Genomic DNA, 24,075 nt, shown 5'->3' with positions numbered 1-24,075 from the left:
TAGAGATATCAAAACAAAAATCAGAAAAAAATGAAAAAATATTATTTAATAATAGGTTTATTTTTCTCGCTAATGAGTTATGCTCAAGGGAATTATACCATTACTAATTTAAATGATGATGGTGCTATTGGAAGTTTGAGATATGCTATTGAAAATACTACAGCCAATACGATTGATTTTGATTCAAATCTTATAGGAACTTTGACCTTAACCAGTAATTTACCCACTATTTCTCGAGATATGACAATAACAGGAAATGGAACTAGTAATTTGATCTTATCTGGTAATAATTCTTATAAAATGTTTCAGGTTACTAATGGTGCATTATTGACAATTTCTAACATTACTTTTACAAAAAATGCAGCTGGAATGGGTTCGATTTTTAGAGCCCAGAATAATAATTCTGCTGTAATGGCGAGCAATATAAACATAATAGATAATGTCAATACTTATGCTTTTTATACGAATGATTCATCTACAATAACTATTTCTAATAGCACATTTATCTCTAACTCTAGTGTTTTATTTGGAAGTGATTATGGAAGCACACCTAATACTACATCAGATATTGAAACGGATTATTCCAATAGAATAACTGTTTTAGGATGCGCATTTACTGCAAATTCTGGAACTATATTTAATACAGAACGTTACGTAAAGATAGATAATTGCAATTTTTACGATAATACGGGTCAAATAGGAAATTTTCGAGGTCTAAATAGATACCAAGTTTTAAATTCCACCTTTATTAATAATTCTGCATGGTCTTTATTTTCTTTTTATTCAGATATAGTTAATGGTACTTTTTTGGCAACACTAGGTACAAATCAGCACTTATTTGAAGGCAATACATTTAAAGATAACTCGGGTACAATCATAAATACAGGAAGCGTTAATGAACAAAGTTTAACCACAATAAAAAATAATATTTTCATCAATAACGGAACTGCGTATTCAGGAACTCCAGCTGTAATTACTAATAATAGTTTAGATAATTTCTTCAATTCAATTGTACATTCTGTATCTCAAAATACGGTGAGTATTACCATGAATCGAGCTGTTTTTAATACAAATTCTGAAATTGGAAATTTAGAAACTACGGATTTTGAGCTTTCAATAGTTGGCGGTAATGCAATTTTAGCCTCTCAAACACCTTCTAGTATTAATGCAAGCGGAAATACTTATACATTAGGAATTGAATTGATAGGAGAGATTTCTGGTGAAGAAGTGCTTACTGTTTCTCCTGTATCTAATTCTATTTTTGATAGCAGTTTCAATATTGCAGGGAACAGTCAAAGAAATAATACGGTAATATTAAACTTTTTGGATGATGATTCCGATGGTGTTTCTAATTTTCTAGATATTTGTCCTAATACGCAAGCGGGCGTAAGAGTTTATCCAAATAATGGTTGTGAGGATACTAGTTATCCTTTTGTAACTTATTTTGATTATAATTCTTACTCTATTAATTATCTTAATAATTTTACTTCTACAACAAATCGCAATTTGTATTTATTAGGTTATGATAGCAATTGGAATACTTTTATAAAAAAGTTGACCCCTCAAAAAGTCTTGTCGGAGGTGTTTTCATCAACAGTATTAAATTTAGAAAAATTAACTACAGATGGCTTAAATAATATCTTTATTTCATGTTACAACTATACTAGTAATTCTTCTGAAATAAAGAAAATTAATCAGGAGGAGGAGGTAATCAATATTTACAATTTTAGTAATGCATATATTCAAGATTTTATAGTAGACAAATTGGGTGTTGTCTATTTGTCTTTGTATGATAATATTACAAATACTACATCCTTAAAAAAAATTAATTCGGATGGAACCTTAATAACTTTAGAAAATAATTCAACTGGATATTACCAATATTTGACTATTGATGGATTGGGAAATGTATATTTTGTGTACAATGACAATACTTTTAGTACAATAAAAAAAATGACAAGTGATGGAAACATTTCGGATTTCTACAGTGAAAATAATAGTTATATTCAAAATATCAAATTCGATAGTATAGGAAATATGTATATTGTTTGTAATAATAATAGTTCTAATTCTTATCAATTAAAAAAGATTTCCACTACGGGAATTGGTACTGATTTATTTATATTAAATAACGGATATATCCAAAGTATAGCAATAGGTACGATGAACAGGTTGTTTTTTTCAACCTATAACTATAATACAGCTCAGCGATCAATAAACATTTTGAGTTCAGACGGAATTATAGTTTCTTATACTGATTTTTTAGGACAAGGATTATATAATGATACATTAGGAAATATATATTTTTCTGACGATCAAAGCAAAAAAATTATAGCTACAAAAATGGTGGCTCTAAATCCTGATTTATCAAATTTTGCCGCTATTAATAACTATTATTTCGACCAATCATTTACGATAACTAATCCCCACAGTAATAGCACTGGTGCGTTTACTTATACTAGTGACAATACAAACGTGGCTACAATAAATGGTAATACAATCACTTTTACGGGGATTGGAACGGCAAATATTACTGGAAATCAAGATGCAGATGCTAATTATGAAAGCGGTTCTATTTCTGCTTTACTAACAGTAATTGGTGTAAAAGTAGTATCAAAATATGGCGTTATTTCTGAAACTGATACTAATTATGTTAATAAAAATGGGAGCATAGGAACCATAAATGCTGTTGATGCTAATGGAAAAGAAGTAAAAGTGAAAACTCAATTATAAATAAACAATTGAATTGAAGATATACTATGTGGTCTTATTTTATAAAGTATCTAACAAACTATGCTAATTTTATTTTACAATATAAAAAAAAGGTTCAACTTGATGGTTGAACCTTTTTTATTAAACTATATTTTCTTTATACCTTTCCTAAAGTATATAATTTTTCCATTGTGGGAGTTAAGCTTCCACCAGCAGGTTCTAACGTAATTCCGAATGCTTCCGCTTGATCAGCATTATTAACTGCAAATAATTTTTGGTCATTTGAATTAAAGTTCTCTAGTAACCCAATACTTGTTGGAGTTAAAGGACTTAATTTCAGAGCCCAAATTTGGTAAACCATTCCTTCTGGAGGTTCTGGTAAACCAGCGGCATCAATGTACACTACTTTTGTATCTTGATTCCAATATACTTTTGCAGTTGATTCTGGAGCAACTGCTTGTCCTCCCAGAGCGACAATAGTATTCTTAGTATCTCTAACAACCGCTAAACTATTTTCGCTTGCTGCATTTTTAAGTTCAAGCATTTTTAGATCTTTTTCTAATTTAGCTTTATCACTAGTTGCACTCGCTACTTGATTAGATGTCAATTGCATCTGATTGTATTGCAAACCAATACCAACCATTAGAACAATTGCAGCTGCCCAACCAATGTATTGAGACCAGTTTCTTGTTGGTTCTAATTCAATAACTTTTGGGCTATGCTTCAGCTCTAATTTTTCTTTAATTTTTTCATAATTGGCCACAGAATGAAACGGTGAGAAGCTAGCTGATAAAGCAATAATTGCCTTTTCAATCGCTATAATCTCTGTGTTAATTTCTGGGTTATTTTTTGACATAATAGCAACTTCTTCGCTTTCAGTTTCACTTAGTAAACCGTAAACATAGAGTTCCAAGACACCTGATTCAATATATTCTTTTGTTTCCATTATACTTTCAAATAATTTCGTAGATCGTTAATACAATTTCTATTTTGCGTTTTTACTGTTCCTAAAGGAATTTCTAACTCGTCCGAAGCTTCTTGTTGAGTGTAGCCTTTAAAAAACAGTAAATCTATTATTTGAATACATTTTGGTTTCAGTCTTTTTACAAATTCCTGTAATCCTATTGTATCCACTTTGTCGACTAGTTTTGAACTGTCTTCAAAGTGATTTACGAAATTATCTGAGGAAAGGTTTTTTTGACTGTTGTTAAAGTTTTTTGAACGCAACTTATCTATGGATGTATTTCTAGCTATGTTTAAGATCCATGTATAGAAACGTCCTTTGCTTTCGTGATAAGAATCTATATTTTTCCAAATCTTTACAAATACTTCCTGAAGAACATCTTCTGCTTCCTCTCTATTCTTTACAAGAACATTAATAACAGAAAATAGACTCTTAGAATACATATCATATAAATGTGTAAACGCTCTCTCGTCTTTTTTGTAAATTAATACTAATAGTTCATCTTGACTCATATACTTTAATTTTACTAATGCAAACTTAATACATTCTTAATAACAATACTGAATTATGTAACAATCACTACTAAAATAATTATAGTTTAAAATTTTTTGTATTTTATTTAAGTATTTAAGTAATTGATTTGTAGTTATTTAAAAAATAATTTAGTTTTTTTTTAAGTTTTTTAAAACCATATCGACTACTTCTGCGTAAATGACTTTATAATCTTTTAAAAATTAACAAAATGAACAAAACAAAAATGATTTTAGGTCTATCGCTGGTGGCGATTTCAGGCTTAGTTTTAGTTGCAGCGGATCACATAGATGCTCCAGCAGTAACAGGTAATTCTGCAGACATTGCTGATATGTTTGCATTTCAAGGTCAAAATACTAGTAATATGGTATTTGCTGTAACTACGCAAGGATTGCTAAGTCCTAACGCAACAGGAGCTGCAAAATTTGACGAAAACATGATGATTGAGATTAACATTGACAACAATGGTGACAATGTTGAAGATTTAGTAATCCAAGCGATTAGAAAAAATGACAAAATGTACTTCTTTGGACCTGTTGCTCCAGGAACGCCTGGAACAAAAAGTACAATTAAAACAAATGCAGCTGCAGGAAGTGTAGCGATTTCATCTTATGGTAGTACTGCAATCACTGCAGAACAAAATGGTATGAAATTTTTTGCTGGTCCTAGAGATGATCCATTTTTCTTCGACTTAGGTCAATTCCAAAAAATTCTTGGAGGAACAGCTACAGGTTTCAACAATCCAGGAGTTGATACTTTTGCAGGAACTAACGTAATGGCAGTTGTTGTTGAAGTTCCAAAAACAATGTTAGGATCTTCAAGCACTATTAATGTTTGGTCTGAAACTAAGAAAAAACAATAAAGTATTTTATTAAAAAAGTAAAAACAGGAAATCTGCTTTTAGAGATTTCGAAACAAATTAAATTCAAATATCATGAGTAAAACAAATAAATTCAAAATTATTACAATCGCGCTAGTAGCTGCAGTTGTATCTGTGAATTGCGACGATAGCGATTCTAACGGAAGCTCGATGACAAACCCTGATTTTTCAGGAACTTTTGTTCAACAAGATCAAACAGCTAGACCAGCTATTAATACAGTATTTGTAGCCGCAGGCCAACCTAAAGATGATTTTAATGCTGCGATTCCTTCAGCAATGGGAGCTAAATATCAACCAATCTTTCAAACGAGATTGATGGCTTTAAACCCGGCTTTCACAACTAATGCATTAGGTCAGAATGCTTCGCAATTATCAGGTCTTTTAGCGACTGACGTTTTAAACGTAGACAAAACAAAGAAAACTACATTCTTTGACGGAACTAATGTTTTAACAGGTAGAGCTTTAGCGGACGATGTAATTGACGTAGAATTATTGCTAATTTTCGGTGGATCAGCAGGAACTTCAAATCCAGGTCTTACTAAAGATAATGTAAACGCAAACGACAAACCTTTTGCAGCAGCTTTCCCTTACCTAGTAACTGCTTGGTAATATTCATAGAGAGGAACAGAGCGTTTTTTTAATTTACGCTCTGTTTTTTTTTAAAACAAAAACAAACAAACAAACAAACAAACAAAACAATTAGAGTATGAAAACTTTAAAAATAATTCCATTTTTGGTTTTCACAACCCTATTTATATTCGGTTGCGAGAAAAAATCAGAACAGATTACCACTATAGAAGATTATAGTAAATACCTAAATATAAAAGATAATAAATCAGTCACATTTGCAAATAATGAAATTGATTTTTGGCAAAAAAAACATGATGCTGCTCCTAACCAACCTAGCTATCTAGGCCAACTCGCTTCAAATTATGGTGTTTTATTCGAATATACTGGGAATATAAAAAATTTATATAAATCAGAAGAGTTACTCCTACAAGCAAATGAAGAATATAACTATTCGAGAGTTTCTACTATCCGTTCTTTAGCTAGAAATTATATTTCTCAGCACCGTTTTAAAGAAGCTTTAGTTCTTGCTAACAAAGCACTTGCAATAGGTGAGGGGAGAAAAGAAACTGAAAAACTTTTGTTTGATGTTCAAATGGAACTAGGTAATTATCCTGAAGCAGTTAAAAATTTAAATTCGATTAAAGATCATCAGGATTTTGATTATTTAATTCGCCTAGCGAAATGGAATGATCATAAGGGAGATTTAGAGACTGCAATCACATTTATGGAAAAAGCGAAGGACATCGCTGAAAAATATGATAATAAGTCTTTAAAAATATGGTCTTATTCTAATTTAGGTGATTTTTACGGTCACGCTGGTAGAATTGAAGATTCTTATAATTCTTACTTAAAAACTTTAGAACTAGATCCTAATTATACTTATGCATTAAAGGGAATTGCTTGGATTGTATTTTCGAAAGAAAGAAATACTAAGGAAGCAAACCGAATTATTGATGCGATTGCAGCAAATCATAATACTCCCGATTTCTATCTATTGAAATCTCAAATTGCTCAATTTGAAGGAAATAAACAAGAGGAATTGAAAAACCGTAATGCTTATTTTTCTATGATGGAACAAAACAATTATGGTGCAATGTATAATAAGTATAATACACTGATTTACGCAGATGACAAAAATACTGCTCAAAAAGCGCTTGATATTGCTAAGATTGAAGTCGATCACCGCCCTACTGCTGACTCTTATGATTTACTTGCTTGGTCTTATCTAAATGTAGGTGAACCTAAAAAAGCGCTAGAGATTGTTCAGCGTCATGTAGTTGGGAAATCATTTGAACCAAAGGTTCAATATCATTTGGCAATGATTTACAAATCAAATAATTTAGCCGCAAAAATAGCACCAATTAAACAAGAATTAAGTGGCAGTTTGTATGAACTGGGACCTAATTTTGAAAACAAAGTAAATCAATTATAGTAGTATTATGAAGTATCTTATTTTAACAATTATAACGCTTTTAGGTTTTTCGGCTTACAGCCAAATTCAAAAGGGTAAAGTATTAGACAGTGATGGAAATCCAGTCGAAAATGCATATTTAGTGAACACTAATTCAGAGAGTCATGCACATACAAACGAATTTGGAGCATTTAGTTTAGATAAAACCGTTGAAGGGAATATTATTAAAGTTACCGCTTTAGGATATAAAAAATCAAATTTCACAATGATGGCTTCAGATAATATCATTGTTATGGAAGATGATATTTTTAGACTAAATGAAATTGTTATTCAACCTAAGCTTTCAGCAATGAATGTTATTTCTAAAATTGATTTGCAAACTACACCTGTAAATTCGTCACAAGAAATTTTAAGAAAAGTACCAGGTTTGTTCATTGGTCAACATGCTGGAGGAGGAAAAGCAGAACAAATATTTTTGAGAGGTTTTGATATTGATCACGGGACAGATATTGCAATTTCTGTAGATGGAATGCCAGTTAATATGGTTTCTCACGCACATGGTCAAGGATATGCTGATCTACATTTTGTAATTCCAGAAACGGTAGAGAAAATAGATTTTGGTAAAGGAACGTATTACGCGAACAAAGGTGATTTTGCAACAGCGGGTTACGTTGCTTTTCAAACTAAAGATAAAATTGAAAAAAGTAGTATTGGTGTAGAAGTTGGTCATTTCAATACTTTTCGTACAGTTGGTTTATTTAATCTTTTAGGAAATCAGAAAAATCAGAGTGCTTATATAGCGACTGAATATATCTTGACAGACGGTCCGTTTGACTCGCCACAAAATTTTAATAGAATCAATTTATTAGGTAAGTATTCAACTATTTTAAGTGATAACAGCAAACTTTCTGTAATGGGATCTCGCTTCAACAGTAAATGGGATGCATCAGGTCAAATTCCGCAACGTCTTATTGACAACGGAACAATTTCAAGATTTGGATCAGTTGATGATACAGAAGGTGGTAAAACTTCTAGAACAAATTTTAATGTGAGTTGGAGCAAGCCTATTGATGAAAATACATTTTTTAAAGCAAATGCTTTTTACTCTAATTACCAATTTGAATTGTATTCTAATTTTACATTTTTCTTAGAAGATCCTATTAATGGTGATCAAATCAAACAGAAAGAGTACCGAGATATCTACGGTTTGAATGCAGAATTGAATAGAAAAACCAAATGGAATGACGTAAATGTTTTATTACAATATGGTGTAGGTTTCCGATCAGACGCCACAACAGATTCAGAGCTTTCACATACTTTAAATAGAAAAACTGTTCTTGAAAATATTAAATTAGGAGATATTGACGAGTCGAATATGTTTTCATACGTTAATTCAGAATTCAATTTTGGAAAACTAATGATTAATCCAGCCATTCGATTAGATTATTTTAAATTCAATTACCAAGATAAGTTAAACGTTAATTACACTAACGAATCAGAATCGAAAGTTAAATTTTCTCCAAAATTAAATTTCATTTATTCAGAGAATAATAATTTACAGTTTTTTGTAAAGTCTGGAATTGGATTTCATTCAAACGATGCTAGAGTAGTTGTTGCAAATAATGGGAAAGAGATTTTGCCTACTGCCATTGGAACAGATATTGGAACAATTTGGAAACCGTTCCCACGATTAATCGTTAACTCTGCATTATGGTATTTATATTTAGAACAAGAGTTTGTTTATGTAGGTGATGCTGGTATTGTTGAACCAAGCGGAAAATCAAAACGTATGGGAGCAGAGTTAGGACTTCGCTATCAATTAAATGATTGGTTGTATTTTGATGCTGATGCTAATTATACGTATGCAAGAAGCATTGATGAGCCAAAAGGAGAAAATTATATTCCGTTATCTCCTGATTTCACAACAACGGGAGGGTTAAGTTTTCAGAAAATAAATGGATTTTCAGGTGGAATTAGATACAGGTATTTAAAGAATCGTCCTGCTAATGAGGATAATTCAATTGTTGCAAAAGGATATTTTATTTCTGATTTAAACGTTAATTACCAATACAAAAATATCAATTTTGGTGTCGCTGTAGAAAATATATTTAATACAGAGTGGAATGAAACTCAGTTTGCTACTGAATCAAGATTACAAAACGAACCGAATAGCGTGGAGGAAATTCACTTTACTCCAGGAACGCCATTCTTCATGAAAGGAAAAATAACTTATACTTTTTAAGTTTGTTTTTTTAAGATTTGTTGTTTATTTGTTTGGGAGTCTGATATTGCAAAATATTAGGCTCCTTTTTTTAACGACTGTTTAACTAAAATAAGTTTTGTTGAGACAAATAATTGTTTAATTTTATAAAAAATTTGAATATGAAAAATCTAGTATTAATTGCAACCTGCGCTTTATTTATGTTTAGCTGCCAAAATCAGGCTCAGTCAAAAAAAACAAAAACAAATATGAGTGCAACAGCAACCGTGGCAAAAGAGAATATTTATCAATTTAAAGTGGAAGATTTATCGGGAGATACTTTTGATTTTGCTTCTTTAAAAGGTAAAAAAGTAATGATCGTAAATACTGCTTCAAAATGTGGTTTGACTCCACAGTACAAAGATCTTGAAGCTACTTATAAAGAATATAAAGATAAAGGTTTTGTTATTGTAGGTTTTCCTGCAAATAACTTTGCATCACAAGAGCCAGGAAGTAATGAAGAGATTGCTGCTTTTTGCGAACAAAACTACGGAGTTTCTTTTCCTATGATGGATAAAATTTCTGTGAAAGGTGATGATATGGCTGCTATTTATCAGTTTTTGACTCAAAAATCCAAAAACGGTTTACAAGATTCTACTGTAGAGTGGAACTTTCAAAAATATTTAATCAATGAAAATGGAGAGTTAGAAAAAGTTATTTCTCCAAAAACTTTAGTTACATCACCAGAAGTAATGGATTGGATTAAAGCATAAGTACTTTTGCTCAAAATAAAAAAGCGATTTTCAGGAAAAACTGAAAATCGCTTTTTTGTTTATATGTAATTTGTAACTTAAAACTTTTCGTTTCTAAAAATTTCAGTAACGGCTGCTTCGTAGTTTCGGATGCTTTGTGCTTTTTTAATTTTCTTTAAAACCTTGTGCGGGTTTGAGAATGTCGCAGAAAAATACTCCCATAAATGATACATTTTTAATAGAATATGAGTAGAACCAGATAAAGATTCGCTGTAAATAGCATAAAGAGTGTCGTGAAATGCATTGAATAATTCAATTTTATTTTCAGGATATTCAGTAGTGTTATTTTTAATCATGCTTGGTAAAAATGGATCAGAAATTAAACCTCTTCCTATCATCCAGTGATCAATAGTTGGAAAACGCTGCTGCATCTCATGAAACTTAGCTACGGAAGTAATATCGCCATTATAATATAACTTGTGTTTTGTATTATCAATACAATGCTGAAAAGCATCAAGGTTTACGCCGCCTTTATAGAGCTGTTTACCAATGCGTGCATGTATAGCAATATTTTTAATTGGGTATTTATCTAGCACAGGTAATGCCTCTAAAATCTCTTCGCTGTTCTCATATCCCAAACGCATCTTCATAGATACGATAATATCAGATTCTGTGTGAGCTCTTTCTAATACATGATTAATTTTTTCAGGATTACTGATCATACCAGAACCCATTCCAGATTTGGTCACCATAGGATACGGACAACCTAAATTCCAGTTTAATTCTTTATAGCCTAATTCACGGACATATTTAGCAACAAATAAAAACTCATCAGCATCATTTGTAATAACTTGCGGTATTACTTCTAAATCAAGATTATTCTCAGGAAGAAGATCACGATGGTAAGAAGGTTTGATAACCATTTTGCCATTCAATCGAATGTATGGCGAATAAAAAGTATCGATTCCTCCAAAAAGTTTATTCTGTGCATTTCTGAAACGAAAGTCGGTAAATCCCTGTAAAGGCGATGAAAGTAAGGTGTAGTCCATGAAATTTTTAGTTATGCAAATATACGGTAAAGTATCAAGTGATAAAATGAAAATTTTTATAGTGTAATAAATTTAAATTTTCATTTCACTTCAATTCTTAACTTATCTATTCTAAGATTAATTGCATAAAAACGGAATGCAACCAGCGATCAAATTTATATCCTGATTCTTTAATTATGCCAACAGTTTTAAATCCGAATTTTTCATGAAATTCAATACTGCTTTGGTTTTCTTCATCTATAACAGCAATCATCGTATGAAGTTTTTGCTCTTTGGCAAGAATGATTAGTTCTTTAAGTAAGACTTTCCCAATGCCTTGACCGTGATTTTCTTGCTTTACATAAACAGAATGCTCCACTGTAAATTTATAAGCTTCTCGAAAACGAAATTCACTATACATTCCAAAGCCCGCTACATTTCCATCAATCTCTGCTACAATAACAGGGAAGTCTTTCGCAATTTTATCCTCTAAAATTAATTTTTGCTGCTCGAACGTTCTAATGGTGTAGTCGTATATTGCGGTAGAGTTTAAAATGTTGTAGTTAATAATTTCTAAAATCGCTTGAGTATCATTTAGGGTGTATGGTCTAATTTTAACAGACATATTTTTTATTTAGTATTTAATTCCTTTAAAAACGTATCAGATTCGCTGCTGTCCCAACCCATCTCCTTAGTAATAGTTTGGGCATTTTTAGCGTAGAATTGTGCTGACTTCTTATCATTTATTTTCGAGTACAAACGCGCTATTAATAAATTTCCATCTGCAGCATTATTGATTTCGAGGGCTCTTTTCACCCATAAAATTGCACTTTGCAAAGCTGAAGGTTCACTTATTTCTTTGTAATAAATTTGCCCTATTTCTTTCAGTTTATTATCTGAATCCCAAAAGTACTTTTTTGTTCCTTCTAAAGTTATTTTTTTGTAAAAATCCCAATCGGAGCTTCGTTCTGCAATTAGTAGATCATAAGAAAAAATTAAGGATTGTATATTTTCTAAAAATATTGTTTTTGCAATTAACCTGTTTTTGAAATAGGCTGTAGTGTCTAAACTTAAAGTGTACGGTTGTAACAATTCTGAAACAATATTTGTAATCTTTGCATCTACGCGCTTTACTGAAATAAGTTTTTCAAATTCCATTCTATTTTTTAATACATATTGGAATTCCCTCGAAGTTATATCAGAAACTCCGTTGGCAATAATACGCCAATTAGTTTCGCTTAGTAATTGTTTGTCTGTTTGTGTTGCTAAATACAAGTGAGTTGGTTCAGCCAATTCCGTTCTTTCAACACCTTTTCTTAATGTTTGAATATAATTTAAACAAGCAGTCGCATTACTTGGGTCTTTTAAAAATTGCGATTTTAAATAGGGTAATTGTAAATTAGGATTTAAGGCATTATTTACCTCTTTCATAAATACATCTGATGTCATTTTACCTTTTATGCTATATAAAACAGTTTCGTTAGCATCTAAAAATAAGAAAGTGGGCAAGCCTTGAGTTTTATATTTGTCTTTTATTTTCAACCCTTCTTCAGTCTCGACATCTTTCCAAATATAGATATAGTTTTTTGACAAGAAATCTACAATTTTCGGTTCCTTTAAAACAGTTGATTTCATTGTATTACAATGCGGACACCAATTAGCATAAAGCATAATTAAAATAGGCTTGTTTTCTTTTTTGGCTAGAAGTATCGCTTGCTCATAACTTATATCAACTGGTGCGTTGTTGATTTTCGAATAACTAAATTGGAAAATAAAACATATTAGAAACGTATAGAAAAAACGCATATTCATCAATATTAACGGTTATTTGAAATGATTCTCAAAAATAAGAAAACTAATCTAGAATAAGGAATAAGCGTGCCAACTTTGTATCTTTACCTCTTTAAAATTTGAATTCATGATTTATCCAAAAATTCCTTTGGCGCAGAGTATTATCGAAATATGTTTAGCGAAAGGAATCACTACAATTATAATTTCACCCGGTTCTAGAAACGCACCTTTAACAATAGGTTTCGTGAACAACCCTGCATTTCAGTGCTATAGTATAGCTGATGAGCGTTCAGCAGCATTTTTTGGTTTAGGTATCGCACAGCAAACGAAGCAAGCGGTCGCATTAGTTTGTACTTCTGGATCTGCATTATTAAATTATTATCCTGCTTTTGCAGAAGCATTTTACAGTCAAATTCCTCTTATTGTTATTTCTGCAGATCGTCCTCAAAGTAAGATTGATATTGGTGACGGTCAAACCATTCGTCAAGAAAATGTTTTTGAAAATCATTCATTGTATAACGCTAATCTAGATGAGGATGTTTCGAAAGAGAACGATGCTAAAATCAACCGGGCTATCGATACATCATTAAACGAAAAAGGTCCTGTACACATCAATGCACCTTTTGAAGAACCGTTATACGAAACGACATCTGAACTTTCTGTTGAAGTTTTAGTAAATGGATTTGCAACATTTATTCCAGTTCCAATTATTAAAGATCTATCTGAATATGCAGAGATTTGGAATTCATCCACTCGAAAAATGATTTTAGTAGGTGTCAATGAACCTTACGCAATAAATGACACTACTAGAGCTGCTTTAGGAGAAGACGAATCGGTTGTGGTAATGACAGAAACAACATCAAACCTTCATCATCCTACTTTTATAAATAATATCGATACTATAATTACACCTTTCACTACTAAGGAATATGAAGACTTTTGTCCAGATATTCTTGTGACTTTTGGAGGTATGATCGTTTCAAAGCGCATCAAAGCGTTTCTTCGAAAATATAAACCGAAACATCATTGGCATATAGATACCTTGCGAGCTTACGATACTTTTGGATCACTAACAAAGCATTTTGAAGTTAATCCAAATAGTTTTTTTGAAGCTTTTATGCCTTTAGTTAAAGTTTTTAAAAGCGACTATTTTAAGAAAACTAATGCAGTTAAAATTTTACGTGAAGAAAAGCATGAAATTTATTTAAGAAAACTTCCATTTTCAGATTTTGTAGTATTTGAGAAAGTGATAAAAAATTTACCAAAGGACTGTCAATTACAAATTAGTAATAGCTCAGCCATTCGATATGCACAATTAATTGATATCGATCCATCGATTGAAGTGTATTGTAATCGGGGCACAAGCGGAATTGACGGAAGTACTTCAACTGCTATTGGTGCGGCTGTTGCCAATAATAAGCAAACGGTTTTTATTACAGGAGATATTAGCTTTCTATATGATAGCAATGCATTGTGGAATCAATATATTCCAAAAAACTTTAAGATTATTTTAGTGAACAATGGTGGTGGAGGAATTTTTAGGATTTTACCGGGTCACGAAGAATCTGCAGTTTTTAATACTTTCTTTGAAACTTCTCATTGTTTCACTGCTGAGCATTTAGCTAAAATGTATGGTTTTGAATATAGTATTGCTAGCGACGAGAAAAGCTTAAGTGCAAGTTTGATTGCTTTCTATAATCAAAATGATAAACCTTCCATCTTAGAAGTTTTTACTCCTACATTAGAAAATGATAAAATCTTATTGCAATATTTCAAAGAGTTAGTTTAGATTATTGATAGTTTTTAACGTTAAGTAATTTTTTTAATAATTAATACTTTCATAAGTCATATTTGTGCTTTCATATCGTTTTAATGCCTTTTCATAAGAAATTTTGTTGCTGAAGAGAATAATATACTATTTTAGTGTTTTAGCATACTAAAACAATTTTCACCATGAAAATAAGAGTAATTATAATTGATGATGAAATGCACGCGCGTAGTTTTTTACGAAAATTTTGCGAGCGTTATTTTGGTGATCGAATTGAGGTAATTGACGAGTGTAATTCTGTTGAGAGCGGTGTTCGATCCATAAAAAAAAATCAGCCTGATTTAATTTTCTTAGATGTAACCATGCCTGACGAAGATGGATTTGAGCTTATAAAGTATTTCGACAAAATAAATTTTGAAATTATATTTACTACAGCGCACAAAGAATTTGCTATTAAAGCAATTAGAAATAGCGCATTAGATTATCTTGTTAAACCTATTAACAAGGAAGATTTTGAAGTTGCCATAACGCGTTACGAGTCAAAAAAAGAATTAAAAATAAGCATCGATAGATTCAAATTACTAACTGAAAATATTAATAATCAGTTTAGCGATAAGCAAAGAATTGTTTTCCCCGTGAAAAATGGATTTGAAGTGATACAAGCTAATAGCATTGTCTACTGTAAATCAGATGGTTCGTATACCAATATTATTACTATTGAAAAGGAATATTTAATAACAAAAAGTTTAAAAGATATTTCCGAGCTACTAATTGAACCACAGTTTATTAGAATACATAAAAGTTATTTAGTTAATCGAAATTACATTAAAGGATTTAAATCAGAGGAGTATAATCTGGAGATGATTAATGGATCAATTATACCAGTCTCTGATACTTTTTTTACCAAAAAGAAATTAATAGATGCAATTACGAATTAGAATTTTAGTTGCTTTATTTCTATTTGTAAACTTCACCTTTGCTCAATATTTTCCATCTAAAAATTATACCACAGCAGATGGTTTACCAAACAATGCTGTTAGAACTTTATTTTTCGATTCAAAGAACGTTCTTTGGATTGGAACTGAGAATGGAGTTTCAAGAATGGAAAATGGTTCTTTTTACAATATTGATACATCGTCAGGTTTAGGCCATAATAGTTGCTGGGATATTTCTCAAGATACAAAAGGGAATATGTGGTTTGCCAGTTACGGAGGCGGAGTAACTAAATATAATGGAACTAGTTTTAAAGTATTTACTACTAAAAATGGACTCAAGCACAACAAAACTCGCAAAGTATTTCCCTTTAAAAATAATGTATACGTTGGAACAGAGCAAGGCGTTTCAATAATTGACATCAATTCAAATAAAGTTATAACGCCGGAAATACCAAAGCATAATGAGGATTTTATCTGTATTTCTTTTTTCGAATACAGGGATGAAGTTTTTTTTACGTCACTTTTTCATGGCTTATTTAAAATTAAAGAAGATAATGGTACTTTTAAAATAATTTCTGTTAATGCAAATAAAAACTCTTATTCTTTAGGCATTTTTGACTCTACATTATACAGTGGTAATGAAGGCTTTATTGATAAATATGATATTCGAGAATTAAATAAGCGAAATTTTACTTCCACAAAATTTGGTAATTCTATAGTTTGGCAATTTGCAGGTGATAAGCGTAAAAATATATATGCTGCAGCCTGGGGAATTTACAATCCAGATGGAGGATTGTACCGTATTGAAAATGAAAAAATGATTAACGTTTCCAAATATTATGGAATTGATTCTAAAATCATTCTTAATGTTGTTTACGATAAAACTAAAGATATATTATACGTTGGTTCTAACGACAAAGGTATTTACGAAATACGTTTAGATAAAATGATTGACTATTATTCTTTTCAAGATAAGTCAATTATAGATTTTGAAAAATTTGGGAATCAAACTATAATTTTAGATAATGCTGGACTAACTGTTTTAAATAATAACCAGATAATTTCAAGACGACTTACATTATCAGATTTTAAAACTGCCCAACTATCATTTTTAGAAAAGCAGAAATTTATCTATAGAAATAGAGGCGTAAATTCTTTAGATTATAAACTAAATTTTAATATTCCGGCTACTGAAATTGCGTTCTACGAAATAGTACGTAAAGAAGACAGGCTTTGGATTGGAAGTAATATTGGCGTTTTCGAAATGGATGGTAGTGGAAATTTTATTTCCTATTTACCGAAGCATACTTTGAAATTCGGTTTTGGAAGTGACGGTCAACTTATTGAAACCATTCCGTACGCAGGTGTTCGAGTTTATGATGATGTTTCCAAACTACAAGCTAAAAATTATTATAATTTAGATAAAAATACGCCTCAGTTTATTGTTAAAATTTTAAATAGTAATAGCAAAACATATTTATTATCTGTTTTTAATGGTTTGTACACTTTTGAAAAAGGTAAATTTAAATCTTACTTAGCGGACGGAATTTGGAAAGAAGAAAAGTTTAAGCACATTACAGTTGATGATAAAGGCCGACTTATTCTTGGTGCCGAATTTGGTAGCATTTTTATCGTTGAAGATAATCCATCTTTCAAAGTCGTTAAAACTATTTTCAAAAATCAAATAATTGGTAATACCATTTTGTACTTAGAAGCGTACAAAGACTGTATACTTTTAGGAACCGAAAAAGGGATGAACGTATACCAAAACGGTGTAGTAAGACTAATAGATAAGGAGCAGGGACTAGCTGATGCTGCCGTAACAACCTCAAAGATTTTTAGCGATAAGTTATGGTTGGGTACAAATAAAGGTTATTTTGTCGTAGACCTAAAAAAAGTTTTAAGAGAACAAACTACAGTAAATTCCATCGCCATAAGCGAAATTGCAATTAATGGAGTGAAAATTAGTAAAGGCAAATATAATTGGTTTCAGTACTCTAGCGACGAATTAAAAACAGCCTATAATTACAATTCCTTTTCAATTAATTTTATTCCAAAAGGACATCCGTTTCCTGAAAAATTACAATTCAAATATCGATTAGAAAACACAAATCGATGGAGTCCATATAGCAAGGAACCAAACATTTATTTATCGTATCTACCCCCAGGCAGTTATAATGTCCAAATCGAAGTTTTTGATTCAAATGCGGGAAAGCACAGTATTTTCAAGTTGTTGAACATAGTAGTGTTGCCACCGTTTTGGTTAACATGGTGGTTTTTAACAATATCTATTTTAGTTTTAACTGCAGTAATATTTTATGTTTTCTTATTATATAAACGTAAAGAAAAAGAGAAGGCACGAGTAGAAAAGCGAATTGCTGAAACGCAAGCTGATGTTTTATTGAACCAAATGAATCCTCATTTTATGTTTAATTCAATAAATACAATTCAGCATTTTATTATTAGTAATGAAGTTGACAGCTCACTTGATTTTGTTAGTAAGCTTTCTACTTTAATGCGACAAACATTTGAGAATTCATTGCAAAATAAAATTAGTATTTCAGATGAAATCACATATTTGAAAGCGTACAGCGAGATTGAAAATATACGTTTTGGAAATAATATTGCTATAGAATTTGAAATCGATTCAGCAATAGATTTAGAGTCGTGCAAAATCCCAACAATGACTTTACAACCATTTGTCGAAAATGTGTTTGTCCATGCGTTTAACGATGATTCAGTAAAGCCTAAACTTGTTATTTCATTTTCGATGTTGTCTAAAAGTATTATAGAGTGCAAAATTATCGATAATGGTAAAGGCAATTCGTCTTTTGATAAAGTGAAACTTCATAAATCTAAAGGCGTTGAATTGACAAAGGAGAGGTTGATTCTTCTACAGCCAGAGATAAAAAATCCTATTGAAATTGAGTACAAAGATACTAAGGGAACTTGTGTAACTATTAAAATAAAAGTTTAGTTTTTGGTGTAGGGGTTTTTTTATTAGATAGAATGGGGTGTTTGTCAACTTAAAATAGGCGTTCATAAAACACTTATATTTATTCAAAATGTTTGATTTATTTTAGCTCTAAATTCTTCGATATCATATTTAATTAATTAAATATGAATCTATCGTAACGAGTTTTCTATGAAACTTTCTAAATCGCCAATCATGATTATTCAAAAAAGCCTACAAATTATTGCATTTATTTTTAGAATATTTGCTGTTGTTTTACCAGTTTCTTTTGGCGCTTTTTGGTTGTTGGATTTTTTGTTTTCAGCATTTAGTTATGAAAGTGAAGTTTTGTACTGGATAGTATGTATTTCTGTTATTTTTCTAACGTATCGTTTTCTTTGGACTCAGATAATTTGGTTTACAGGGTTGAATAAAATTATAGAATTAGAGAGTTAAAAATCATCCTATTTTTCCCTTTATAAACAATTAAAATAGTCTTCTTATTAGAAATAATTGATTAAATTTGAGTTAAACACTAACCCTTTATTAAACTATTATTATGAGCGCAAGAGAAGAATTAATTGTTAAGTATGCTGCAGATTTGAAAGACAAATGTGGTGTTAATCCAGACATGGATTTATTGACAAAAGTAACCATTGGTTGTGGACCATCTATTTATAACGCAGATGCTGCTACCGTTGCTGGAAGTCAAAAGGCAGAATTAGAAACGGTGAAAAATAATTTTTTAGTTAAAAAATTAGGACTGACTGACGGTGCAGATTTAGATGCTGGAATTGATGCCGTTATGGATAAATATGGTCGGTCTAATAAAAGTAAGTATAGAGCGGTAGTTTACTATCTATTAACCGTACATTTCAAAAAAGAAAGTATCTACAAATAATAAATTTTTTAAATGTAAAAAGCGTTCAACTTAATTAGTTGAACGCTTTTTTTTGATTTGATATTAAATTGCCACTTGTAAGCTGGTATCAGTTAATTATTTATCTAACTGGTACTGGAAAAACAGGTAAGCTTGAGTGCCCTAATGCATCTACAGCTTGTACAGCGAAAAAGAAATTGTCTTTAGAATAAGGAATTTCTGCTTTTAAATCTTTAACAAAAATTGTCTTTTCCCAATGAGGTGCGGAAGTCTCTCTTATAAGTATGTTATATCCGTAAACTTCTTTTCCTTCAGGTGCTTTCCAAACTAAAGTTGAAAAATTAGTCAAATCTTTAACTTCTATTCCTACGTTTGTAGGTGCTTTTGGTGACCAAGCTAAATTACTAAAAGTTGCTAGATTCGAAGTAGTTACTTTTTTAAGGTATTCAAAATCCATAAACTCTGGAAGATCGCCAAATTGTACATTGTTTTCTTTTCTAACATCTTGATGTTGGTGATCAAAATTTTCATTCATTTCGCAAAAGCGAATTGCTGTAAATCCATTTTGGCTAAAAGGAGTGTGATCTCCACCTCGTAAAAATCTATCATTTCGATAAACTAACTTAATATCTAATTGATCAATATATTGGTTAGTTACAGTTTTAATGTATCTCGCTAGCTGTCTCGATGGGCTATCATTGTCACGATTCGTCGATTTACGCATTTTAGATTCTGCTTCTGTTTCTAGGTAAGGAGTCGCTTCACTAAATACACGCACTTGCATGTTGTCTCTAAATAATGTACCGCTGGATAAACTATTACCAATCATATCATTATTAATCATGGCAACTACATTCCATTTTGATTCTTTTGCAACATCTGCTAAATGTTTTGCGCCATACAATCCTTGTTCTTCACCAACTACGGCAACGAAAATTAGTGTAAATGGAAATTCTCTTTTACTCATAATTCTTGTGAGTTCCATCATCGCCGCGACTCCTGATGCATCATCATTTGCCCCTGGAGCATCGATTTTTGCGTCCATTACATTAGAAGCACGAGAATCTAAATGACCGCTTATAATCATTACGCGATCATCATTTGGATCGCTTCCTTTTAAGGTAGCAATTACATTTCCTAATTCACTATCGACCGCAATACGTTTTCCATCGGCTTTAATAGTGAAGAAATCAATTTTTGAAGTTAGTCTACCATTAGAAGATAAAGCATATTTGTCAAATTCAGATTTTACCCAACGTTGAGCTGCTCCAATTCCGCGAGTATTACTTTTAGTATCGCTTAAAGTATGTCTTGTTCCAAAAGAAACTAGTTTGCGAACTGTAGCTTCGAGGTTTTCCGACTTTACTTCGGATACCATTTTTTTTATTTCAGGATCATCTACTGTTGCTTGTGCAAAATTAGTTTGAGAGAGTAGTGTAAAGATTAATAAGTAGAAAATAGATTTTGATTTCATTAGTGGTTTTTTAGTTTTCTCAAAGTTAGTAAAATCAATAAAAAATAAAGTGTTAGAAGTAAGTTTTAGGATTTGTTGAATCTTAAAATTTAATTCAGATTCAAAATAATTCTCGAAAAAATAATTGTATAACGTTACAATGTAAAATTTAATACTTATTCAATTACTTTTTTAACTCTATCGATTGTATCTAACTTGGATAACGTTAATCTCACGATACTATCTTCTTCAGCATGCAAATCATGTGGTACATTTGCATCTAGCGAAATTAAATCTCCAGCTTGTAAGATCATTTTTTCACCATTCACTCCAAAATTAATATTTCCCTGATGAATTGCGACCGTTATTGGAAATCCAGCTTTGTGCTCTTTCATCACTTGTCCTTTTCTAAAAAGGATTCTAATTTCCTTAGATATTTCTGTTTCCATTAGTACTTTTACTGCTACTTTTTCTTCATTGTACTGAAGATCTTTTGTTAATGAGGCTGTTTTCATTATTTTGACTATTGTATTTGAATTAATTAAAAATTTTTATTTGCTACAGCGATTTCGAACTATTAAGTGGAAAATTCGTAATAATAGTTATCGTCGAAGACCGTATTATTTATAAAATTAGAGTTTTATAAGTGGTAATCAAAATTAATTTATAATTAAATCTTTGTACCTTTACGCCTTATATAGTTGATAAAGACTAAGAATTCTAAGATAATGATTGAAATAGGAAAATACAATACGCTTATAATATTAAGAGATACTAAAGTCGGTTTGTTCTTAGGGACACCGGATACGGATCCAGAAGGATTACATGATATACTTTTACCCAATAAATATGTGCCAAATGATTTTGAAATAGGTGAGGAGCTTATTGTCTTTGTTTATTTGGATCACGAAGAGCGTCCTGTTGCTACAACTCTAGAACCCTATATTTTGTTAAATGAATTTGCATTATTGCGTGTGAACTACGTAAATCAGATAGGTGCTTTTATGGATTGGGGAATGGAAAAAGATATTTTAGTTCCTTATAAAGAGCAAGCTCGTCCGATGGAAAAAGGAAAACGATACTTAGTTTATCTATACATGGACGAAAAAACCAATCGTTTAGTTGCTTCAAGTAAGACAAACCAATTTCTTAAAAATGAAGAACTTACTGTCGAAAAAGGGGAGGAAGTAGATTTGATCGTTTCTCATATAACAGAGATAGGAATTAATGTAATCATAAACGAAAAGCACAAAGGCTTACTTTATAAAGACGAAGTTTATGATGATGCCATTCGAACTGGTGATCGTATGAGAGGTTTTATAAAAACCATTCGTCCAGACAATAAAATAGATGTAGCGTTGCAAGTTCAGGGATATGAAAGCATTGAACCGAATGCTGAAAAAATTCTGGATGAATTGAGAGCAAGTAGAGGATTTTTAAGACTCACTGATAATTCGCATCCTGAAGATATTAAAACCGTTTTAAAAATGAGTAAAAAAACTTTTAAGAAAGCGATAGGTTCTCTTTATAAAGAGAAACTAATTGAAATAAAAGAAGATGGAATTTATCTTGTAAAAGAATAATAAAAAGAAAGACTAATCAAAAACGATTAGTCTTTCTCTTTTTAGTGCTGTTTTTAAAATTGTAATTAGATCAGCAATAAAATAATTTGAAGTTTAAAGTAAATTTATGCGCCTTTAAAACGATACTATATACTTATATTACCTTTACTAGATTAACTTAAGCGTAATTTACCTTAATTTTTTTTATGTCTTAAAATGTGAAATCAAAAGTTATGTAATTTGATATCCAAGTTCACAGTTAGCCTTTGGTTTATATATAAATTTTAAGATTATTTTCTAAACATTCTTTTATTAATGTCTCGCTAATGCAAGAACAAGAAAAATTAATCTTTGTTTCAACCGTAGGAGTTACTTATCAGAATCTATTAAAATGACATATGATTTTCTCATTATCTCATTTCTCCAAGTATTTGTAATCGATTGATTAATTACTGCCTTAGAAAAAGGAGCGACAACATTTTTTAGTGTACTCAATACATTCTTTTTTTAGAGTTAATAAATCAGTGTTAATTAAAAAAAATTAATGAATTACATAATTTGTATTTATCAATCTTGATTACCATAAATATAAAAAACTTTTACATTCAAATACTTTAATTTAGTCTTTAAGTGTTGATTTTTAACATTTTAGCATAATTCATCAGATAAATAGTACCACAAGCTTCTTTCGATAGAATAGATATACTGCAAAAAATGATTTATTTTTACACTAAAATAATTTAAATCAACGATTATGGATTGGATTACTGCTAAAGAATATGAAGATATAACCTATAAGAAGTGCAATGGTGTTGCTCGAATAGCTTTTAATAGACCTGATGTACGAAATGCTTTTCGTCCTAAAACTACTGCGGAATTGTACAATGCATTTTATGATGCGCAAGAAGACACTTCTATTGGAGTAGTTTTACTTTCTGCTGAAGGTCCTTCTTCAAAAGATGGTGTATATTCATTTTGCAGTGGTGGTGATCAAAATGCAAGAGGTCACCAAGGATATGTTGGCGAAGATGGACAACATCGTTTGAATATACTCGAGGTACAGCGTTTGATTCGATTCATGCCAAAAGTAGTTATTGCTGTTGTTCCTGGATGGGCTGTAGGTGGTGGTCATAGTTTGCATGTCGTGTGCGATCTAACTTTAGCAAGTAAAGAGCATGCGATTTTTAAACAAACAGATGCTGACGTAACAAGTTTTGATGGTGGATACGGTTCAGCATATTTAGCAAAAATGGTCGGGCAGAAAAAAGCGCGCGAAATTTTCTTTTTGGGACGCAATTATTCAGCGCAAGATGCTATGGATATGGGAATGGTAAATGCTGTTATTCCGCATGCAGAACTGGAAGACACTGCTTACGAATGGGCTCAAGAAATTTTGCAGAAATCGCCTATGGCTATAAAAATGTTGAAATTTGCTATGAACCTTACTGATGATGGAATGGTTGGCCAACAAGTTTTTGCTGGAGAAGCAACTCGTCTTGCGTATATGACTGAAGAGGCTAAAGAAGGTCGAAATGCCTTTTTAGAAAAAAGAAAACCGAATTTTGAAAAAAAATGGTTGCCATAATATAATATGCTTTCTTAATAATCATTTTTCAATTCGAAATTAAAAATTTTTAATATTGAGGAAACACAGTCATTTTTTAAAGCTGAACTAATATAAATAT

Annotated in this window: 21 protein-coding genes; 13 read left to right on the top strand and 8 right to left on the bottom strand. The window is 31.0% G+C overall.

Annotation, left to right across the window (positions count from 1 at the left end):
- Positions 1-30 precede the first annotated feature (30 nt).
- On the top strand, positions 31-2,733 hold the full coding sequence (locus tag BC961_RS13625; RefSeq protein ID WP_147440547.1) for a hypothetical protein: 2,703 nt from the start codon (positions 31-33) through the stop codon (positions 2,731-2,733).
- Between the two features lie 136 nt (positions 2,734-2,869).
- Here BC961_RS13625 and BC961_RS13620 read toward each other — a convergent pair whose 3' ends face one another.
- Both BC961_RS13620 and BC961_RS13615 read right to left on the bottom strand, forming a co-directional pair.
- Complete coding sequence (locus BC961_RS13620; protein ID WP_121926412.1) at positions 2,870-3,658, bottom strand: anti-sigma factor; 789 nt, start codon at positions 3,656-3,658, stop codon at positions 2,870-2,872.
- Positions 3,658-4,188 carry an RNA polymerase sigma factor gene (locus BC961_RS13615; RefSeq protein WP_121926411.1) on the bottom strand — a complete coding sequence of 177 codons (531 nt, stop codon included), beginning with the start codon at positions 4,186-4,188 and terminating at the stop codon, positions 3,658-3,660. Before BC961_RS13615 ends, BC961_RS13620 begins: the two co-directional genes overlap by 1 nt.
- A 230-nt stretch (positions 4,189-4,418) precedes the next feature.
- On the opposite strand from BC961_RS13615, the gene BC961_RS13610 reads away from it, so the two are divergent.
- The 5 genes from BC961_RS13610 to BC961_RS13590 all read left to right on the top strand — a co-directional run bounded on the left by BC961_RS13610 (position 4,419) and on the right by BC961_RS13590 (position 10,041).
- Complete coding sequence (locus BC961_RS13610) at positions 4,419-5,069, top strand: DUF4331 family protein (RefSeq protein WP_121926410.1); 651 nt, start codon at positions 4,419-4,421, stop codon at positions 5,067-5,069.
- A gap of 72 nt (positions 5,070-5,141) precedes the next feature.
- Complete coding sequence (locus tag BC961_RS13605; RefSeq protein WP_121926409.1) at positions 5,142-5,696, top strand: DUF4331 family protein; 555 nt, start codon at positions 5,142-5,144, stop codon at positions 5,694-5,696.
- Between the two features lie 97 nt (positions 5,697-5,793).
- On the top strand, positions 5,794-7,089 hold the full coding sequence (locus tag BC961_RS13600) for a tetratricopeptide repeat protein (RefSeq protein WP_121926408.1): 1,296 nt from the start codon (positions 5,794-5,796) through the stop codon (positions 7,087-7,089).
- 7 nt (positions 7,090-7,096) lie between these two features.
- Entirely contained in the window at positions 7,097-9,310 is a 2,214-nt protein-coding gene (locus tag BC961_RS13595; protein ID WP_121926407.1) for a TonB-dependent receptor, read from the top strand.
- Between the two features lie 140 nt (positions 9,311-9,450).
- The gene (locus tag BC961_RS13590) at positions 9,451-10,041 is read left to right on the top strand and encodes a glutathione peroxidase (RefSeq protein ID WP_121926406.1); all 591 of its coding nucleotides are present in this window, start codon (positions 9,451-9,453) and stop codon (positions 10,039-10,041) included.
- Positions 10,042-10,118: 77 nt separating this feature from the next.
- Here the strand turns inward: BC961_RS13590 and BC961_RS13585 are convergent, their stop codons facing one another.
- The 3 genes from BC961_RS13585 to BC961_RS13575 form a co-directional block, all read right to left on the bottom strand.
- Positions 10,119-11,069, bottom strand: a complete 951-nt coding sequence (locus tag BC961_RS13585) for a tRNA dihydrouridine synthase (RefSeq protein WP_121926405.1) — start codon at positions 11,067-11,069, stop codon at positions 10,119-10,121.
- 106 nt (positions 11,070-11,175) lie between these two features.
- Positions 11,176-11,673, bottom strand: a complete 498-nt coding sequence (locus BC961_RS13580) for a GNAT family N-acetyltransferase (protein WP_121926404.1) — start codon at positions 11,671-11,673, stop codon at positions 11,176-11,178.
- Positions 11,674-11,678: 5 nt separating this feature from the next.
- A complete protein-coding gene (locus tag BC961_RS13575; RefSeq protein WP_170151323.1) occupies positions 11,679-12,854 on the bottom strand; it encodes a thioredoxin family protein in 1,176 nt (391 codons plus the stop codon).
- A gap of 112 nt (positions 12,855-12,966) precedes the next feature.
- Here BC961_RS13575 and menD point away from each other — a divergent pair, with 112 nt between their 5' ends.
- The 5 genes from menD to BC961_RS13550 all read left to right on the top strand — a co-directional run bounded on the left by menD (position 12,967) and on the right by BC961_RS13550 (position 19,396).
- Positions 12,967-14,628, top strand: a complete 1,662-nt coding sequence (menD, locus tag BC961_RS13570) for a 2-succinyl-5-enolpyruvyl-6-hydroxy-3-cyclohexene-1-carboxylic-acid synthase (RefSeq protein WP_121926402.1) — start codon at positions 12,967-12,969, stop codon at positions 14,626-14,628.
- 164 nt (positions 14,629-14,792) lie between these two features.
- A complete protein-coding gene (locus BC961_RS13565; protein ID WP_121926401.1) occupies positions 14,793-15,545 on the top strand; it encodes a LytR/AlgR family response regulator transcription factor in 753 nt (250 codons plus the stop codon).
- A complete protein-coding gene (locus BC961_RS13560; protein WP_121926400.1) occupies positions 15,529-18,519 on the top strand; it encodes a sensor histidine kinase in 2,991 nt (996 codons plus the stop codon). Before BC961_RS13565 ends, BC961_RS13560 begins: the two co-directional genes overlap by 17 nt.
- A gap of 192 nt (positions 18,520-18,711) precedes the next feature.
- Positions 18,712-18,951, top strand: coding sequence for a hypothetical protein (locus BC961_RS13555; RefSeq protein WP_147440546.1), 240 nt, complete (start codon positions 18,712-18,714; stop codon positions 18,949-18,951).
- 103 nt (positions 18,952-19,054) lie between these two features.
- Positions 19,055-19,396, top strand: coding sequence for a DUF2853 family protein (locus BC961_RS13550; protein WP_121926398.1), 342 nt, complete (start codon positions 19,055-19,057; stop codon positions 19,394-19,396).
- A gap of 100 nt (positions 19,397-19,496) precedes the next feature.
- Here the strand turns inward: BC961_RS13550 and BC961_RS13545 are convergent, their stop codons facing one another.
- Together BC961_RS13545 and BC961_RS13540 are read right to left on the bottom strand one after the other, a co-directional pair.
- Complete coding sequence (locus BC961_RS13545; RefSeq protein ID WP_121926397.1) at positions 19,497-20,849, bottom strand: M28 family metallopeptidase; 1,353 nt, start codon at positions 20,847-20,849, stop codon at positions 19,497-19,499.
- Between the two features lie 155 nt (positions 20,850-21,004).
- Positions 21,005-21,343: a cupin domain-containing protein gene (locus BC961_RS13540; RefSeq protein ID WP_121926396.1), complete on the bottom strand. Its 339-nt coding sequence runs from the start codon at positions 21,341-21,343 to the stop codon at positions 21,005-21,007.
- Between the two features lie 213 nt (positions 21,344-21,556).
- Here BC961_RS13540 and BC961_RS13535 point away from each other — a divergent pair, with 213 nt between their 5' ends.
- Entirely contained in the window at positions 21,557-22,411 is an 855-nt protein-coding gene (locus tag BC961_RS13535; RefSeq protein ID WP_121926395.1) for a CvfB family protein, read from the top strand.
- Positions 22,412-22,759: 348 nt separating this feature from the next.
- Here BC961_RS13535 and BC961_RS14920 read toward each other — a convergent pair whose 3' ends face one another.
- Complete coding sequence (locus tag BC961_RS14920; protein ID WP_262706569.1) at positions 22,760-22,885, bottom strand: hypothetical protein; 126 nt, start codon at positions 22,883-22,885, stop codon at positions 22,760-22,762.
- Positions 22,886-23,144: 259 nt separating this feature from the next.
- Here BC961_RS14920 and BC961_RS13530 point away from each other — a divergent pair, with 259 nt between their 5' ends.
- A complete protein-coding gene (locus BC961_RS13530; protein ID WP_035671944.1) occupies positions 23,145-23,975 on the top strand; it encodes a 1,4-dihydroxy-2-naphthoyl-CoA synthase in 831 nt (276 codons plus the stop codon).
- Positions 23,976-24,075: the final 100 nt, after the last annotated feature.

Source organism: Flavobacterium weaverense (genome assembly GCF_003688495.1).
GTDB lineage: Bacteria > Bacteroidota > Bacteroidia > Flavobacteriales > Flavobacteriaceae > Flavobacterium > Flavobacterium weaverense.
This window is presented reverse-complemented; position numbering and strand designations above follow the sequence as displayed.

What these genes read in the sequence shown, in the direction of transcription:
- BC961_RS13600 (WP_121926408.1), top strand. Translation starts at nt 5,794, where the DNA reads ATGAAAACTTTAAAAATAATTCCATTTTTGGTTTTCACAACCCTATTT.
- menD (WP_121926402.1), top strand. Translation starts at nt 12,967, where the DNA reads ATGATTTATCCAAAAATTCCTTTGGCGCAGAGTATTATCGAAATATGT.
- BC961_RS13565 (WP_121926401.1), top strand. Translation starts at nt 14,793, where the DNA reads ATGAAAATAAGAGTAATTATAATTGATGATGAAATGCACGCGCGTAGT.
- BC961_RS13560 (WP_121926400.1), top strand. Translation starts at nt 15,529, where the DNA reads ATGCAATTACGAATTAGAATTTTAGTTGCTTTATTTCTATTTGTAAAC.
- BC961_RS13575 (WP_170151323.1), bottom strand. Translation starts at nt 12,854, where the DNA reads ATGCGTTTTTTCTATACGTTTCTAATATGTTTTATTTTCCAATTTAGT.
- BC961_RS13625 (WP_147440547.1), top strand. Translation starts at nt 31, where the DNA reads ATGAAAAAATATTATTTAATAATAGGTTTATTTTTCTCGCTAATGAGT.
- BC961_RS13545 (WP_121926397.1), bottom strand. Translation starts at nt 20,849, where the DNA reads ATGAAATCAAAATCTATTTTCTACTTATTAATCTTTACACTACTCTCT.
- BC961_RS13580 (WP_121926404.1), bottom strand. Translation starts at nt 11,673, where the DNA reads ATGTCTGTTAAAATTAGACCATACACCCTAAATGATACTCAAGCGATT.
- BC961_RS13555 (WP_147440546.1), top strand. Translation starts at nt 18,712, where the DNA reads ATGATTATTCAAAAAAGCCTACAAATTATTGCATTTATTTTTAGAATA.
- BC961_RS13540 (WP_121926396.1), bottom strand. Translation starts at nt 21,343, where the DNA reads ATGAAAACAGCCTCATTAACAAAAGATCTTCAGTACAATGAAGAAAAA.
- BC961_RS13550 (WP_121926398.1), top strand. Translation starts at nt 19,055, where the DNA reads ATGAGCGCAAGAGAAGAATTAATTGTTAAGTATGCTGCAGATTTGAAA.
- BC961_RS13605 (WP_121926409.1), top strand. Translation starts at nt 5,142, where the DNA reads ATGAGTAAAACAAATAAATTCAAAATTATTACAATCGCGCTAGTAGCT.
- BC961_RS13595 (WP_121926407.1), top strand. Translation starts at nt 7,097, where the DNA reads ATGAAGTATCTTATTTTAACAATTATAACGCTTTTAGGTTTTTCGGCT.
- BC961_RS13585 (WP_121926405.1), bottom strand. Translation starts at nt 11,069, where the DNA reads ATGGACTACACCTTACTTTCATCGCCTTTACAGGGATTTACCGACTTT.
- BC961_RS13530 (WP_035671944.1), top strand. Translation starts at nt 23,145, where the DNA reads ATGGATTGGATTACTGCTAAAGAATATGAAGATATAACCTATAAGAAG.
- BC961_RS13535 (WP_121926395.1), top strand. Translation starts at nt 21,557, where the DNA reads ATGATTGAAATAGGAAAATACAATACGCTTATAATATTAAGAGATACT.
- BC961_RS13610 (WP_121926410.1), top strand. Translation starts at nt 4,419, where the DNA reads ATGAACAAAACAAAAATGATTTTAGGTCTATCGCTGGTGGCGATTTCA.
- BC961_RS13590 (WP_121926406.1), top strand. Translation starts at nt 9,451, where the DNA reads ATGAAAAATCTAGTATTAATTGCAACCTGCGCTTTATTTATGTTTAGC.
- BC961_RS13620 (WP_121926412.1), bottom strand. Translation starts at nt 3,658, where the DNA reads ATGGAAACAAAAGAATATATTGAATCAGGTGTCTTGGAACTCTATGTT.
- BC961_RS13615 (WP_121926411.1), bottom strand. Translation starts at nt 4,188, where the DNA reads ATGAGTCAAGATGAACTATTAGTATTAATTTACAAAAAAGACGAGAGA.